We start from the raw sequence: 17,397 nt of genomic DNA, 5'->3' as shown, positions 1-17,397 counted from the left end.
CAGCACCAATTTTGGCTTCGCATCTGACAAGAAATATTCCAGACGCTCCATCGGGTACTCAGGATCCATCGGAATATAGGCTGCGCCCGCTTTGAACATGGCTATAATTGCAACTATATAATCTGGTGAGTGCGGTAAACAAATGCCCACCAAATCACCTTGTTCTACGCCAATTTCATTTATCAAATAATGAGATAGTTGATTCGCAGCTTCGTTTAATTGGCGATAAGTCAGACTTGTACCTTCAAAAACAACAGCTTCTTTTTCCGGGTGCAAGTGAGCCTGTTGCTCAAACTGGTTGTGCAAATTAACCAAATCATGGCTATATTTTTGCGAGGCCACTGGCTGAGAGTGAGTTTCTTGCAGGTCTTGCTCGCCAAATAACGGGAGCTGGCCCACTTGCTCAGTATCTTGTTGTGGTATGTCAGCTAGCACATTACTCAAGCACTGCTCTAACATATCCATTTGACGCTCTGTAAAGGTATCTGAATGACCCTCCAAGCGGAAGACCATCTCATCTTTTACAAACGCCTTCACAGTCAATGGGAATGTCGTTTCATCATCCGAATCCATCTCTAAGACATTCAGAGTTAATTGAGACTGCTGATCTCTAATACCTTGTTCTAGAGGATAGTTTTCAAAGACCAATAGGCTATCAAAGATCGGCCCAGCTAAATTACCAGTTTGTAATATCTCATTGAATGAAAGGAAACTGTGTTGATTAATTTGGCTAAACCTGTGATGTACATTTTTCACCCAATCTGTGATTGATTCACTTTTTGCGACATTGACCACAACTGGCAAGGTGTTGATAAATAAACCCACTGTTTTATCAACTCCAGGTAACTGCGCTGGGCGGCCTGAAGTCGTTACCCCAAATATGACATCATCCGAAGCGAAAGTATTGGCTAAAACAAGTGCCCAAGCCCCCTGTACCACCGCATTAACCGACACATGTGCAGACCTAGCAAACTCTTGAATACGCTGAGTAACGTTTTTAGGTAAGGCAAAGTTACGTTGCCATATTTTGGGCTCTGACGAATTTAACTGGGTATTTTTATCAGAAAAATGGCCGACAAAAGTGCGCTCTTGGAGTTCATTTTTCCAAAATGCTTTCGCGCTTTTTAGGTCTTGCTGTGCCAACCAGTCGATGTAATTCTTATATGGTACTGCGCCGTCAGTGCTCGGCTGCTGACCCATTAATAAGGCATGGTAACACTGAAATACATCAGCAAAGACTAACTCTAAACTCCAACCGTCAAGTAAGGCATGGTGGTGTGACCAAATTAAGTAACTTTCTCCTTCTCCTAAATCAGCCAGATTCATACGCATCAATGGCGCTATGCTTGGATCCATTCCCAGCTTTCTGTCGTTGCAGCGAATACGCTCAACGGCTTCTAATTGCTGACTTGCTTCTACTTCACTTAAGTCATGTTGGTGCCAATTAAGCTCTGCACGCTCATGGACACACTGAACTACATACCCCTCCTCAATGCCAGAAAATGAGGTTCGTAATATGGCATGTTTATCCATAACGGACTGCCATGCTTTTTGAAATAATTCAACATTTAGGTCTTTAAACTTAATTTTGTTCTGAGTGATGTAACTTTCTTTATCAAACAAGTTTTGAATGAGTAGACTGGTTTGCATGCCTGTTGCAGGATATCGCTGCACGATCCGCTCTCCATTAATATTGTTTTGATTCAAGCGCTGCTCAGATAACGCTGCGATCTCTGATAAAACAGAGTCAAATGTGTTTGCTAGTTGCGCAATTTGGTCACCACAATAGAGCGATGTATCATAGCCAATGCTGATATTCAGCTCGCCGTTTAACACGTAACCATTAGCTGAAAGCGGGTGGCTGCTGCCGCGTGTTGGGCAAACCACTTGGCCGACACTCTCTGGCGCAAATGTAAATGCCCCATCACCACCACTGACTTGGTCAAATTGACCTAAGTAGTTGAATGCCAGTTCACTGTGCACGCTACCTTGCAGCGCGGGAAGCTCGGCAAGATATTTAAGTGCACCATAGCCGATGCCATTGTTTGGCACTTTTGAAAGTTGCGTCCCCACACTGTCTATCAACTGAGCTATGTCTTGATTTTGACCAACAGCAAAATTGACAGGGTAAACCGAAGTGAACCACCCAATTGTTCCGCTTAGATCTAAGTTTGAGTTAAGCGCTTCACGTCCATGGCCTTCCATATCAATGCGGATACTTCCAATATCGAATGTACGGCTTATAGATTCAAGCAATGCACTCAGTAATAGCGCGTTAATCGAGCTATCAAAACTTTCTATCGCACTTGTGAGTATCTGATTTGTGACTTTGCTGTCGATGGCAATTGCACTCTCAGCCATAGTGCTTGCACTTTCAAATTCAGTCAGCGCTTGTTTATTTGCAATACTACTAACTTCTTGTTCAGTCACTGATGCCCAGTATGCACCTTCCTGCGCTGATAGCTCAGATGTTGCATACTCAGATAAATACTCACCCCATTGCTTGAAGGACGCGGTTTTTACTCTCGGTGTGTCATCACTGTTATTGCGTAATTGACTATAAATTCGCTCAATATCCGACATGATTATGCGCCACGAAACACCATCGACCACTAGGTGGTGAAGTACCAATAAAAGCCTATAAGCACGATTTTCATCAGTGATCAGTACTGCTTTAAATAACTCTCCTGTGGCGATATCTAAACTCGCCTGAATGGCGTCAATTTGCGGTAATATGCTCTCCCAATCACCGCCATTTAGCGCGATCTTAGCAATACTCGATTCGATGTGTGCTTGACTTACCTCCTGGTGCGTTGCTACCCAAGAGGAGTCAGCCTGTTGTTCAAAGTGCAACCGCATTGCATCATGCGTTTGATACAAGCGCGCGACAATGTATTGTAAATCAGCCAGTGTCAGATCAACAGGAGGCTCGAGCAAAACAGCTTGGTTGTAGTGATTAATCCCATTGTCGTTTTCAAAGAATTCTTGCTGTATCGGCAACAGCTCGATAGTGCCTTCGATATCACCTTGATCGGCAATTAAAGCGCTAGATGAGTACGCTTTATCAGCGAGGCCGCGCACTGTTGGCGTCGCAAATAGATCATTGATTGTGAAGTATAAGCCTGCTTCAGTTGCTTTTGAAACTAGCTGAATGGCGATAATGGAATCACCACCTAACTCAAAAAAGTTTCTCTTCACACTGAGTTCGTTTGGTGACAGCTTTAATAGCTGACACCACAAGCTCTGCAATTTGGCTTCAACTTCATTTTGAGGTGCAACGTATTCGTTGTGCGCACGCTCTCCGTGCCACTTTGGCAAGCGGCTTGTATCTAACTTACCGTTGACCGTTAAAGGCCACTGCTCCATCGGAATAAAGGCAGTAGGCAACATGAAATAAGGAAGTGTATTTGCCAGCTTAGCTCGAACCGCGTCAATTGCCTCGGAGTCACTCAATGCACTTTGCTCTAAAACAATGTAGGCAACAATTGACCCTTGACCTTTTGCATTATCAACGACACTAACCCAAGCACTTTTAACTTCTTCACAACGTGTAATTTTTTGTTCAACTTCTTCAAGTTCAATTCTAAAGCCATTGACTTGAACTTGATGGTCGTTTCGACCTATGTACTCAAACTCTCCATTGTCTAATTGCTTCACTAAATCGCCCGTTTTGTACAACACTTCTACCATGGGTTGTGTGGCATGAGGTTGAAATGGATTAGCAATAAAGCGTTCCGATGTGAGTTGCGGATTAAGCAAGTATCCTCGGGTGACCCCACTGCCACCGATGTGCAATTCTCCAATAGCACCTACTGGGGACGGGTTGCCATGTTGATCTAGAACCACTGCGCTTAAATGCGGTAATACAGCCCCTATTTTACTGCTGCTGTGATCATTAAATACGTCATCGTGGGTAATGGAATAATAAGTAACATGCACACTTGTTTCGGTAATACCATACATATTCACTAACTGGGTTTTATCCAAGCCATACTTATTTACCCAAGGTCGCAATGATGAGAAAGTGAGTGCCTCACCGCCAAATATCACATACCTCAAAGCGTGCGCTGGGCAGTCCATACACTCTTTAATCAAGTTATTAAATGCACTCGGTGTTTGGTTCAGGACGGTTACCTGGTGCTCAACAAGCAAGCTATAAAACTCTCTCGGTGCACGAGATACTTCAAATGGAACAACAACCAATTTACCGCCATGCAACAGTGCTCCCCAAATCTCCCAAACTGAGAAATCAAAAGACAAGGAGTGGAACATCACCCACACATCATCCTCTGAGAAACCAAATAAATCCGTTGTAGCACTGAACAAGCTCAGCGCATTGCGGTGCTCTACTTGCACCCCTTTTGGATTTCCAGTTGAGCCAGAGGTATAAATCACGTAGGCAAGTTTGTCATACAGCCCTGTGTGTTTTGATATCTCAGGACTGCAAGTACTTTGCATAGCAAAGCTGTGAACAAAGTCATCACTGTGCAGGTTCAAAAGGGTCTGTTGAGACAGTGCAGAAAAGTCAACGGTCGTTTCATCGGTAATGATCACCACTGGCTGCGCATCACCAAGAATGTATTCGATGCGTTCAACGGGGTAGCTGGCATCTAGTGGTAAGTAAGCACCGCCAGCTTTTAAAATAGCCAGCACCGTCACAGCCATGTCGCACGAGCGCTGCAAGCACACACCGACCAAGCTGTCTGGTGTGACTTGATGTTGCTCCAATAGGATGTGCGCCATCTGGTTTGCTTTTTGATTCAGCTCGCTGTACGTCAGGCTTGTTTTGCCATCGTCAACGGCCGTTTTATTTGGATAACGGGCTACCTGCAACTCGAATACTTCATGCAAAGTTTGCTGTGAGTCTTCAAACCCTTTCGGCATAAGTGACTCCAACAGCTTTTCACTATCGCCAATAACGTCGAGCTGTTTTACGAGCTGGGTTTGTTCGTTAAGCATACTCATAATGATGTTCGAAAGACTGTCAGCCAATTGCTGAGCATCCGACTGCACATAGTGGCGGTTATCTAACTCAAACCTCACTTCTAGGCTATCTGTTACCGATGCCGTCAATTGAATGGCAAAATTGGTTTTTTCGAAATGTACGAGGTCAGTTACATTGATCCCCGCTTCAGCCGATTTGTTGCTAATTTGCTCATCTACTGGGTAGTTCTCAAAAACCAGTAAACTATCAAATAACGATTGCTGATCCACGACTAACTTCTGAATTTCAGCCAGCGGTATAAAGCTCATTTCACTTGATTCAACCAGATCTTGATGGATCTCACTTAACCATTGTTGCAAGGCCTTCTCTGGGGCCACCTTGACTTGAACTGGGATAGTATTGATAAATAGTCCCATGATGCTGTCGACATTATCGATAGTCGCTGGACGACCAGATACAACAGTACCAAAACACACATTTTCATCGTTGGAATAAATAGACAGTGCATAAGCCCAAGCAGCTTGTAATAGCGTATTGATGGTCGTATGGCCCGCCTGTGCGAGTTTTTGCAACCTTGCCGTAGTATCACTATCAAAACGCAGCGCGCTTGAGACTCGCTCGTTATGGCTCAGCTCTTCACTTTTGTAAAGCGGGGTTGGCGTCGCCTTAGTGAAATCAGCTAAGCGTACTTGCCATTTTTCACGCGCTTGCTCTAAATCTTGCGCGCTTAGCCATTCAATATAGTTGCGATAAGAAACCGGTTCATCCAGTGTGACCTCAACCCCTTGTGTGATTTGACGGTAATATTGCGTAACTTCATCGAAAACCAGCGTTAAACACCAACCATCAAGTAATGCATGATGGTGAGACCACAACACCTTAATTTTCCCATCAGCAAGGGTGCACAGTGTCAGACGCATCAACGGCGCGTTATTAAAATCAAATCCTGCTTGCTTGTCTTCTTCGATTAGCTGCTCAAGTCTCGCTTCTTGTTGTTCAATAGACAATGCTGAAAGATCATGCAGAACCCATGGCAAAGTTGCTTCTTTGCGCACCACTTGATGACAATGACCCGCGTCAATCCCTCTAAACTCAGTTCTAAATATAGGGTTGCGGGCAACCACCATTTGCCACGCCGAGATAAAGCTTTCGATTTCAATGGACTCAACCGTCAACAGAGTTTGAGTTACATAACTCCCCTGTTCGCGCGCCGATTGGAACAGCAGACCTTGTTGCATACCTGTTGCGGGATACAAATCTGCAATTTGCGCGTTTGCTGCCCACTCATTGATCTGCGCTTCGTTCACCGAAGCCAGCGGGAAGTCCGACTCACAATAACGACCATGTTTAACATCGGCACAATGTGCGATGATGTCTACCAAAGCGCCATTAAACGCAGCCATAAATTCTGACATCTCACTTTCGTGATAAGTATTGCTGTCATAGCTGAGGTTAAATGTAAGCTGGTTATTTTGCACCATGCCATTGAGCGCCATTAAATGCTCGGCTTTTCTAGCAAGACTGATATTCTCGCCGGTACTTTCAGATGCCAAACTCATCAATCCCTGTTGCTCAGATGACGCATCTATTTGACCTAAATAGTTGAAGCTAAGCTCACTTTTAGAAAAACTTGCGACGTCATTTTGCCCCGTACAATGTTTCAGTAGGCCAAAACCTAGTCCCTTATCAGGCACACTGCGATAGGCATTTTTAACCGCAGAAATAGTCTCAGCAATGTCTGAGCTTTGCGCATGAATAGTGAGCGGATAAAAAGTCGTGAACCAGCCAACGGTTTGACTGATATCCATCGCTTCATCAAGCTCATCTCGACCATGTCCTTCGAGGTCAAACCGTATCGCATTCACGCCACGCCAACGATTGCTCGCTAAGCTCAATGCAGCAAATAACAGCTCGTTAATTTGAGTGCGATAACTGGCATTGCACTTGTTTAACAACGAAGCAGTATCGTTGTCGCTTAATGTAAATTGAGCCGTTTCGCGAGACCCATGAGTACCTGCATTTTGGGTATTGATATCGCCATTGGCAAAGTTTGGCACTGCAAGGCTTGCTTGCTGCTGCCAGTACTCAAGTTGATTTTGATAGTGCTCTGAACTGGCAAGCTCATGCAGAGACTCAGCCCATTGCTGGTAAGAAGTTGTTTTAGCGTTTAAAGCCAAAGTTTGCTTTTGTTCCCACTGCTGTACAAGGGTATTAAGATCTTCGGTTAAAATACGCCATGACACACCATCGACGACCAAGTGGTGAACTACCCACAACAGCTTTCCTTGTCCCTTATCCGCATCGTGGAAATATACAAGTTTAAACAGTTCGCCTTTCGCTGGGTTAAGTGTTTTTTGAATGTCGTTGGCATACGTTTCAATACTGATCTCTGGGTGCGCATTTAAATCCACTAACTTAAATGCCGCGTTAAGATCAAGCCGCTCAAGGGGGAGAAACTCTGCTTGCCACCCCGACTCTGATTTTTCAAAGCACAGGCGCAGCGCATCGTGACGCTCAACAAGCAGCTGCACAAAGTCACCGAATGGGCACTGTGCGAGCTTACTTGATACATTGAGTAACAAAGACTGATTATAGTGATACCACTGCGTTTCATCGGTAAAAAATTCACTATGAATAGGCATAAGCTGCATCTGACCTGCACTTGGTGCTTGATCGTGAGTTTGCGCATCTGTGCAAGAAACATATTCAGTCAAGGCGCGAATGGTCTTTGCGGCAAATATGTCTTTGACTCTGAAGTGCAGCCCTTGTTGTGCAGCTTTTGACGCAATCTGGATTGAGAGAATTGAATCACCGCCGAGTTCAAAGAAATTTGCTGTCACACTGACTTGCGCTTCATCCAATTTCAGATATTCAGCCCAAATAGCCACCAACTGGCGCTCTAGCTCATTTTCAGCATGTACTATCTCGTCGTCCTGGCTAGCAAAGGATGGCTCTGGCAGCGCATTGCGGTCAATTTTCCCTGACAAAGTCTTTGGCCATTGTTCAACCTTAATAAAGGCTGCTGGGATCATGTAATCCGGCAAGGCTGTTTGTAGCTTTTCGCCAAGTAACCGAGCTAATGAGCGCTCATCAGAGTGTGTACTTTCCACATACGCGATAATGCGCTTATTGCCAACATCATCTTGTGCAACAATAACGATGTTGGAGACAACACCGTCGACTAAAGAGATTTGATGCTCAATTTCACTGAGTTCGATTCGATATCCACGGACTTTTACTTGTTCATCGACGCGACCAACAAACTCTAATTTGCCACTTGGTAGCGCGCGTACTAAATCACCTGTTTTGTATAATCGGGCATTTGTATCTGCTGTATAGGGGTTCGCAATAAACGCTCGTTGAGTTAATTCAGGCTGGTTGAGGTATTCCCTAGCCAACTGCGCACCAGCCAAATACAACTCGCCAATACCACCAGCAGGCACTAAGTTTAAGTTGTCATCCAATACCAATGTTTGAACATTTTTGTACGGTGTACCAATGTTAATAGGCTCTTCGAGCGAGCACTCATTTGACAGCACAGTCACCGCGGCCTCTGTAGGCCCATATTCGTTGATGACTCGACACTGAGTGAGCCAGAATTCAAGCATTTTGCTCGGTACTTTGTCCCCACCAATTACCAAGCTTTGTAAGCTTGGGTAATTTTGCTCTGGGATCGTTTTCAACATCAGTGATGTCACTGAAATGTGGCTAATATGATGCTGATCAATCAGTGCATAAAATGGTTCGTCGGCTTGCGCTATCACTGTAGTCGCACCAGAAGATAATGCACTGCACAGCAGCCCTATACCCGCGTCAAATGAGAAAGACAGAACATTCAATACCACTGAGTTTTGATCAAAGGCTAGAATATCAGTCTGGTTGTCAATAAAGTTGGCCAAAGCGCCATGCTCTATTGCCACCCCTTTTGGTTCACCTGTGGAGCCTGATGTATAGATCACATAACTTAGGTTGTGCTGACACCCATCACCTTGGGACTCAAGGTTTTCGCTGGATAAAGCGCCACAAAAGCGCTCAAACCACATTGGGTCAACAAGGATTGTTTTTTGACCCTCAAGCGGCAGCTCTGCCATGATCTCTTGCTCTGTCAGGACAATCGTCGCTGCTGTGTCTTGCAGAATATACGCAATTCGTTCCTCTGGCATACTAATGTCTACGGGAACAAACGCCCCGCCAGACTTAGCAACCGCCAACATTGAAATCGCGAATTCGATAGAGCGATTCAAGCAAATTGCGACACGGTCTTCTCGCACCAACCCTTTGTCTTGCATACTGCGCGCAAGCTGATTGGCTTTTGCATTTAGCTCTGCATAAGTGATAGTGCCAGCTTCGCTTTGGATTGCAATCGCATCAGGGTTAGAGTTGGCAGCCTGCTCTACCAGTTGATGAAAATAACCTGCTGATGGCGTGGTTGTGAAATCTGGTAGTGCTAGGCTTTGCTGGGTATCATCAAGTAACGATAACTCAGTCAGATCAACACCTATATCGTCAGCAACTGTTGCCAGTACATGCGCTAAGCTGTTCGATAACTGATTGATTGTGGCCGCATCAAACAAGTCTGAAGAGTAAATAAATTTCACTTCTAACGCGTCATCAAGCTCATTGGCAGACACCATCAAATCTAACGGAGTTCTTAGATCCAAGTCTTTAAGTACTTCCAACTCCAAGCCTGCAAATTCGAAGCGACTGCTATGCGCCCCGGTGTTATTCATATTGAGCTCAATTTGGAACAGTGGTGCATAAGCTGTACTGCGCTGCGGGTTTACAATTTCAACAATGCGCTCAAATGGTACATCTTGGTTTTCTTGGGCCAATAAATTTACTTCACGTACTTCTTTTAGATAATCTTGGAAAGTACCTGACGTTGGCTGTGTACTTTTAAGTAACACTGTGTTGGTAAAGAAGCCAACCATATTAGCCAGTTCAGCCTGGTTTCGATTCGCAACTGGCGTACCGATGACTAAGTCATTTAAACGCCCATAGCGCATAAGCACAAGGGACAACGCTGCATGAACGAGCATAAATAAAGTGCAATTTTCTTTTGCCGCTAACTGTTTAAGCGACGCCAAAAGCGCACTTGGTAACTCTGAAACACACACACTTGTGTTGTAGCTTTGATTAACTGGTCGAGGTTTGTCTAAAGGCAAGCTATGTAAACTTGGGGCTTCACTTAGATTTTCTAACCAAAATGACTCACTGTTGCTTATCACATTAGGTTGCAGCCAGTTTCTTTGCCAGTTCGCGTAGTTAGAATAGGAAATTGTCAGTTCAGGCAGATCTGGTTGCTGACCGGCAGATAAAGCTTGATAGGTTTCAATAAATTCTTTGACGAGTACCTGCATCGACCAACCATCTGACGCAATATGGTGAACGACAACCAATAAAACCCCAAGGTCACTTTGTTGCTTCACATACGCGCAATCGATTAGCACATCATTTGATAAATCAAACTCACGCGCGTGGAACGTTTTAGTAAACTGCTCTAACTCAGTTTGCTGCTCATCTGCATTTAGATGGCTAAGGTCCACTTCAGTGACATTAAACGAATACTGAGGTTGCACACTGACTTGTGTTTCGTTCTCTACCTCATGGTAGTTTGTGCGCAGTGATTGATGTCTCTGGAGTAAAATTTCAAATGACTGCTGTGCAATATCTAGATCAAAACACCCTTTTATTTTTGCGGATAAAGGTAAATTATATTGGCTAGAACTGCCTTCAAGCTGATCAATAAACCAAATTCTTTGCTGCTGAAAAGAGATAGGCTCACTGGTGTTTTCAGTACAAAATTGCGCGATTGAACTGTGCTCAACAGACACTTTTTGTGATTGCGCTTCATTTAAGTAAGCCAATAATTGTGCTTTATTTTCCTTGATTAAGTTTAGTAATTCAGGCTTTAAACCACCTTTGTGTGCACGCGCTTTAAGTTTCCCATCTTGCAGGTAAACCTCAACACCTTCTTTTGCCAATTTGATAAACAAATCTTTCATTTACAGTTCTACCTCTTCAATATCGTCGTGCGATAAATTTCTTAATTCTTGTTCTAATTGTTTATGGATCTGCAGATCTGATATGTGCTTGGATAATGATGCTAAATCATTCAATTCAAATAACTGTCGCATGGTTAACTCAATACCAAACTTGGCATTGAGTGATGCGACAAACTGGGTTGCCAACAGTGAGTGACCACCAACTTCAAAAAACGATGCCCGCATATTAATCGCACTCACTTCCACCCCGAGAACATCGGCGCATATGCTGGCGAGTTGCAGCTCATCGTCACTCTCAGGCGCTAAAAGTGTGCTTTGTGTGGGTTGCGTAATTAAACTATACAGTGACTTTTTATCGGTTTTTCCATTCGGTGTAAGAGGCATGCTATCCAACAGATAAACATGCTCTGGCACCATATAATTGGCGAGTTTTAGGCTCAGCTCCGAACGTAGTTCAAAATCAGTGCTATCCTGCTGGGTAACAGCAAATGCCAATAGACGTTTGTTGCCGTTATCACCATCTACACACAAAACAGCACCGTCTTTTACCTGTGATAAAGATTGCAAGACACGCTCAATTTCACCCAATTCAATGCGATAGCCATTTACCTTAATTTGGCTGTCCAGTCTGCCCACAAACTCGTATTGACCTAATTCATTGACACGCACCAAATCGCCAGTTTTGTACAAGGTGGTGGGTGAATAATTTGGTATAGATACAAACTGTTGTGCGCTTAACTCTGGACTGTTGTAGTAACCAGATGTCACACCTAAGCCACCAATTAAAAGCTCACCAACATGCCCTTGTGGCACTGGTTTCTGCCATTTGTCCAAAACATAAAACTGTGTATTTACAATTGGCTGCCCTATGGTGAGCTGATCTTTCTTAATTTCAGAAATTGACGACCACACTGTTGTCTCTGTCGGGCCATACATATTGAACATGTGCCCACCTAGGTGGTCCAGTAGTAGGTTTGCTTCTTGAATTGCAATGCCTTCTCCACCAACCAGTAGTGCTTGGAGTTGGCCCAATGCTGCAACCCCTTGTGCAGAGCGGTTCCAGCCCTTCACAAATGACGGCGTACATTGCAGATGCGTCACGTTATTCTCAATAATCAGTGCTTGAACATCTTGAACAGACAGAGCTTGTGTAGAAAACATCGACTGCTGGAACTCGACTCGGCGTCGAGTAGACTCATCTAAGCTTGCCAATACCTCATTTGAAACAAGCCCTTTGACTGGCTTTTCAGGCATCAGTACGACTTCATGGCCCTGACAAAGAGTCCAGAAAATCTCTAACACTGATATATCAAAGCAAATACTGGTTACTGCTAACCAACGCTGGGTTGTTTCATGCGGTGCAAAATAATGATTCAGACCGGTGAAAAAGTTCACGATATTACCGTGAGTAACTTGCACACCTTTAGGTTTTCCTGTTGAACCAGATGTGTATATCACATATGCCAGTTCTTCAGCGTTTGAGGCACGACTCTCTCGTACCACAAGTTCAGAGTTACGCTCTAATTGATCAACACAGATCACGTCAACATCATCACTGGGGGCGATTAAACCTTGCATGCTCTGGGTGGTCAAAATACAACTAATCCCCGCATGTTCAATAATATAATCTAAGCGTTCAACGGGATAACTTGGGTCAAGTGGTACATATGCAGCCCCAGATTTTAGAACACCTAGCAGCGAAGCCACCATTAATTCTGAGCGTTCAACAAGCACACCTACTAATTGCTGCTCTGATTTGTTTTGTGTGACTAAACGGTGCGCAACACTGTTCGCCATCTCACTGAGCTCTGCGTAGCTGGTCTGCTTGCCTTGATAAATTAATGCTGTTTGATTTGGCGCGCTGGCAACTTGCCTCTCAAACAACTCATCCAAACCAACGGAGTCAATATCAGTTGCGCTACCGGTGCCAACACGCGCTTGCCAAATGCGCTCTTCATCGGTGGTAAATTCATGTTGAGAAAAAGCCAGCTCTGGCTGTTCAACCAAGCTAGCGATGAGTCTTTCAAAATGACTCCCCATTCGCTCGATGGTTTTCTCTGCAAATAACTCCGTGTTGTATTCCCACTCCAATAACAATCCAGATCCGTCTTCTGAAACGTTCAGCGCTAGATCATACTTGACCCCGATCTCTTCACTATCATGCACCTCGACATCAAGTTGAGGTAAGTTAAACTCAGTTTTGTCGTTGTTTTGCAACGTCAGCATGATTTGGAACAGTGGGCTATGCTGCACACTTCGTTCTGGGTGTAACGCCTCTACTAACTGCTCAAACGGAACCTGTTGGTGTTCGTAAGCAAACAGCAGCATCTCTTTGCTCTGGGCTATCAAATCAAGAAAACTTGGCTGGCCGCTTAAGTTACTTCTCAACACCAGCGTATTCACAAAGAAGCCTATCAGATCTGCGACTTCCGCTTGCTCTCGGTTGGCAATTGGGCTACCTACAACAATATCTTCCTCTTTGCTGTACAAAGACAATAAGGCGCTAAAGCTAGCATGTAGCCCCATAAATAGTGTTGCTTTAAGTGATTCACAAACACGATACAACTTGTCTGAGGTGGCTTTATCAATGCGGTGAGTGAACTTTTTACCTAAGAAGGTTTGTACCTCTGGTCTTGGAAAATCGAGCGGCAGCTGATGTACCACAGGCAAATTTTGCAGTTTTTCTTGCCAAGCATCGACTTGCTTTGAGAGGGTCTCCCCTTGCAGAACCTGCCTTTGCCAAGCGGCATAATCAGCATACTGAATTGGCAATTCAGGTAGGTTAATTTGCTGCTTTTCTACTTTCGCTTGATACAGTGCGCAAAATTCGTTGATGAATAGAGTTAAAGACCAGCCATCTGACGCGATATGATGCATTGTTACAAGAAGTAAATGCTCACATGCACTAGTTTTAATTAAGTGTGCTCTGAGCATCAAATCTTGCTGTAAATTGAACCCTTCACTCTTTTCTAACTCAATAAGTTGCTCAACTCTGGTACTCTTTTGCTCAGCCGCAAACTCACTTACGTCATGAATAGGCACGTGCATATCTACATCGGACAAAATCGATTGAAGCGGCTCTGCTGAGCCCTGCTGGCGATAAACCGTACGCAATACCTCGTGACGGTTAACCAACTCCTGAAGGCTCGCAACCAGTGCACCTTCATTCAGCGTGCCTTTTAGGGTCAGGACTGCTGGAATATTATAGTGTGCATTTTGACCTTCGATTTTGTCTAGCAACCAAAGCCTTTGCTGCGCGTATGACAGTGGTAAGGCTTGGTTGCGATCGGCGCGCTCAATGCGCTCCGCTTGCTTAGGCAGCAAGCTTTCAATTGCGCTCGCTAGCTGACTTAATACCGGCTGCATAAATATCTGCTTAAGCGCCACTTTCGTACCTAATTTTTCACTCAATACAGCCGCCAATCGCGTCGCCAAAATTGAGTGGCCGCCAAGGCTGAAAAAGTCATCTGTGCGACTAATTTGTGGCACATCAAGCAAAGTCTGCCAAACACCAGCAATCAATATTTCCAATTCAGTTTCTGGGGCTTGGTAGTCATTCTCAGTCAGTCGCTGAGATACTGGTGGAAGTTTTCTTTTGTCTACCTTGCCATTCACTGTTAACGGCCAATCAGAGACCGCTACAAATGCGCCTGGCACCATGTAGTCTGGCAGAGCTTCACGGAAGCTGTTTTTCATTTGCTCAAGGTCTATCGCTTCGTCGCTCTTGAAGTAGGCAATAAGCATGTCGTTCTCAACATCCGCGATAACACAGGAATCAGTGATCCCTGCAAGGCTACTTAACACCGTATCGATGGCGCCTATTTCAACCCGGAAACCTCGTATTTTTACCTGATCATCCGCTCTGCTTACGTACTCTAACTCTCCATTGGATAGCCAACGCACAATGTCGCCACTGCGGTACATCAGTGCTTGCTCAGATTGCGCAAATGGGTCGCGCACGTAGCGCTGCTCAGTTAACTTGGAATTATTTAAATAGCCACGAGAAACACAATCACCACCAATATATAGCTCACCATTCACACCAAATGGGGCCAGATTTCCACACTGATCCAGCACGTAACAGTGGGTATTCGCAATTGAGCTACCAATAGAAATGCTGTCATGCCAACTATCTACGTCAAAGGACATGGTATTAGATGTACAAACATGTGTTTCAGAAGGCCCATACTGATTAACAGTACGGATCTGACTGTGTCGCTTAAAGAACCTTCTGATTTCTTGAGTTACTATTAATAACGCCGCTGTCGAAATAACCACTTCAACATTGCTGAGGTAAATATCATTGTCGTTACAGTAGCAAGCGAGCATTTGCAGCATGGGATAAGGCAAGTTCAACATGCTGATTTTTTTATCAATGATAAGCGGTACAAGGAGCTCTACATTAAACTGCTCAGATTCACCTATCATGTGCAGGGTGCCGCCCTGAAGCAGTGCTAAGAAGATATCAGTAAAACTCATATCAAATGCGATAGACGAGAACTGTAAAACGCTGTGTGCTTTGTCCATTTCCGCGCAGCTACTTCTCATGCCTTGGATCATATTGACTAAAGGCTTATGAGGCATGCTGATAAGCTTAGGTTCACCCGTTGATCCAGAAGTCGAGAGGATATATGCCAAGGTGTCGACATGTTGGCTGTCGTTTAAGTTGTTGCTGCTAAATGAGTCAAAGGCTGTCCAGTCAGATAAGTTAACCACGCTCGGGGCAGCCTCACTGACTAGGTGAGCACAACTGTCTTTGGTGATCACCAGCTGCAAACCAACATCGTTTATACGCTTGGTGATAATTGACTTTGAATACTGAATGTCGAGTGGCACATATGCACCGCCCGCTTTTAAAATCGCCAGTGTGCCCAAAATTAATTCTGTTGAGCGCTCAACACATAGCCCAACTAAGGAGTCAGGACCAATGTTGTGCTGTTGCTTTAAGTACTGTGCGAGCTGGTTCGCTTTGCAATTCAACTGCTGGTAGGTCAGCTTTTCATTATTGAACACCACTGCAATTGCATCTGGTGACTTTTCCACCTGCGCTTCGAATTCCTGATGCAAGCAACGCGTTACACTGGTGGTTTGCGGATAGATACCATTAAAACCGTCAAGCAAATGAGTCGTCTCTTCTGCACTCAACAAGCTTGAGCTCATCACCGGACTGTCTACACTGTCGATAATTTGTTCAAGTGCACGCTGGAAGTAACCGCATATTCGCTCGGCAAAGTCAGTCGAAATGAACGCTTTGTCATAGCTCAATAACAGATCAAGTTCCCCTGTCATTTTTAGATTAAAGGTGGTCGAAACTTTAAAGTTACTTTTTTCAATGATCTCGCCATCAAGGATTTGGAACCCTTCTATACCCTGTAATCCCTTATAGACGTGAAAATGTACAAAGTTAAAACAGAAGTCACTGATTGGATTGTTTTGTTGCTGAACGATGTTAGCAAAAGGATAGCGACGAAAGCGCATCTGCTCTTTTTGCTGCTCAATCACCTGTTCAATCAGTTGACGCCACGACAGTGAGCTCAAGTCCGCTCTAATAGCCTGTAAGTTAACAAACAGGCCTGCGACATGCTCTGCGCCCTTTTCTTCTAACCGACCATTCACAACAGATGTGACAGTGGTATCAGTGCGGCTTGTTAGCATTGCCGCCACACGCAAATAAGCCGCCATAAGCACATCTTTAAGGCGATATTTGTTGTGTTCACAAAAGCGTTCTAGCGCCAGTATCGGCAAGCCATGAGACAACGTGCTAACCGCTATTTTTTGTGACTCACCTTTAGACGTTACCGGGCTGTATTCATGGTCGCTGAGCTTCTCTTGCCAATATGACTTGGCCACTGTATTGTCATTTTCTAACAATTCAGCTTTGACAAAATCCCTGTAGGTAAGTCCATTTTGAGGTCGAATTGGTGACTCACACAGGCCCTGTAGGCTTAAATACATCTGCAACAGCTCAGAAATTAAGCTAGCCATACTCCAACCATCAAGAATGATGTGATGCGCGTCAATGAATAGCTGAAACTCTGCAGGCTTTACTTCCACCACTGAGAAGCGGATCTGACTGGGCGCAGATAGGTCGAAAGGTGTGTGAAGTAACTTCTCTATATGTTCAGCTATAAACTCCGATTGCTGCTCAGCGCTTTGTTTTGAAATATCCTGTGCGTCAAAACGCGTAATGCCATTGGCATAAACCAATTGCATCGGCTTACTAAATTTGACTAACTCAAATGCAGTTCGCAGCACCGGGTGCCTATCAAGTAAATAAGCGATCGCTTCTACAAACTTTTCTTCATCGAACTTTCCACTAATTCTCAAGCGAAATACATCGTGATAAAGCACTTCATCTTGCTCTTCACTGTAATGAAACAGTAGGCCATCCTGCATTTTGCTTAACGGGTAAGCATCTACAACTTTATTGGGTACATTAAGTGACAT

General features: G+C 44.4%; 2 protein-coding genes (1 of these 2 cut by a window edge). Both read right to left on the bottom strand.

Annotation, left to right across the window (positions count from 1 at the left end; genetic code table 11):
• On the bottom strand, positions 1-10,950 hold the 5' portion of the coding sequence (locus N483_RS24275) for a non-ribosomal peptide synthetase (protein ID WP_023398718.1). It extends 1,551 nt beyond the left edge of the window; 10,950 of the gene's 12,501 nt are visible here — the first part of the coding sequence; its start codon is at positions 10,948-10,950; its stop codon lies off the left edge, out of view.
• Positions 10,951-17,397 (bottom strand): non-ribosomal peptide synthetase, encoded by a 6,447-nt coding sequence (locus tag N483_RS24270; protein ID WP_023398717.1) that lies wholly within the window; start codon positions 17,395-17,397, stop codon positions 10,951-10,953.

Source organism: Pseudoalteromonas luteoviolacea NCIMB 1944 (assembly GCF_001625565.1).
Taxonomy (GTDB): domain Bacteria; phylum Pseudomonadota; class Gammaproteobacteria; order Enterobacterales; family Alteromonadaceae; genus Pseudoalteromonas; species Pseudoalteromonas luteoviolacea_F.
This window is presented reverse-complemented; position numbering and strand designations above follow the sequence as displayed.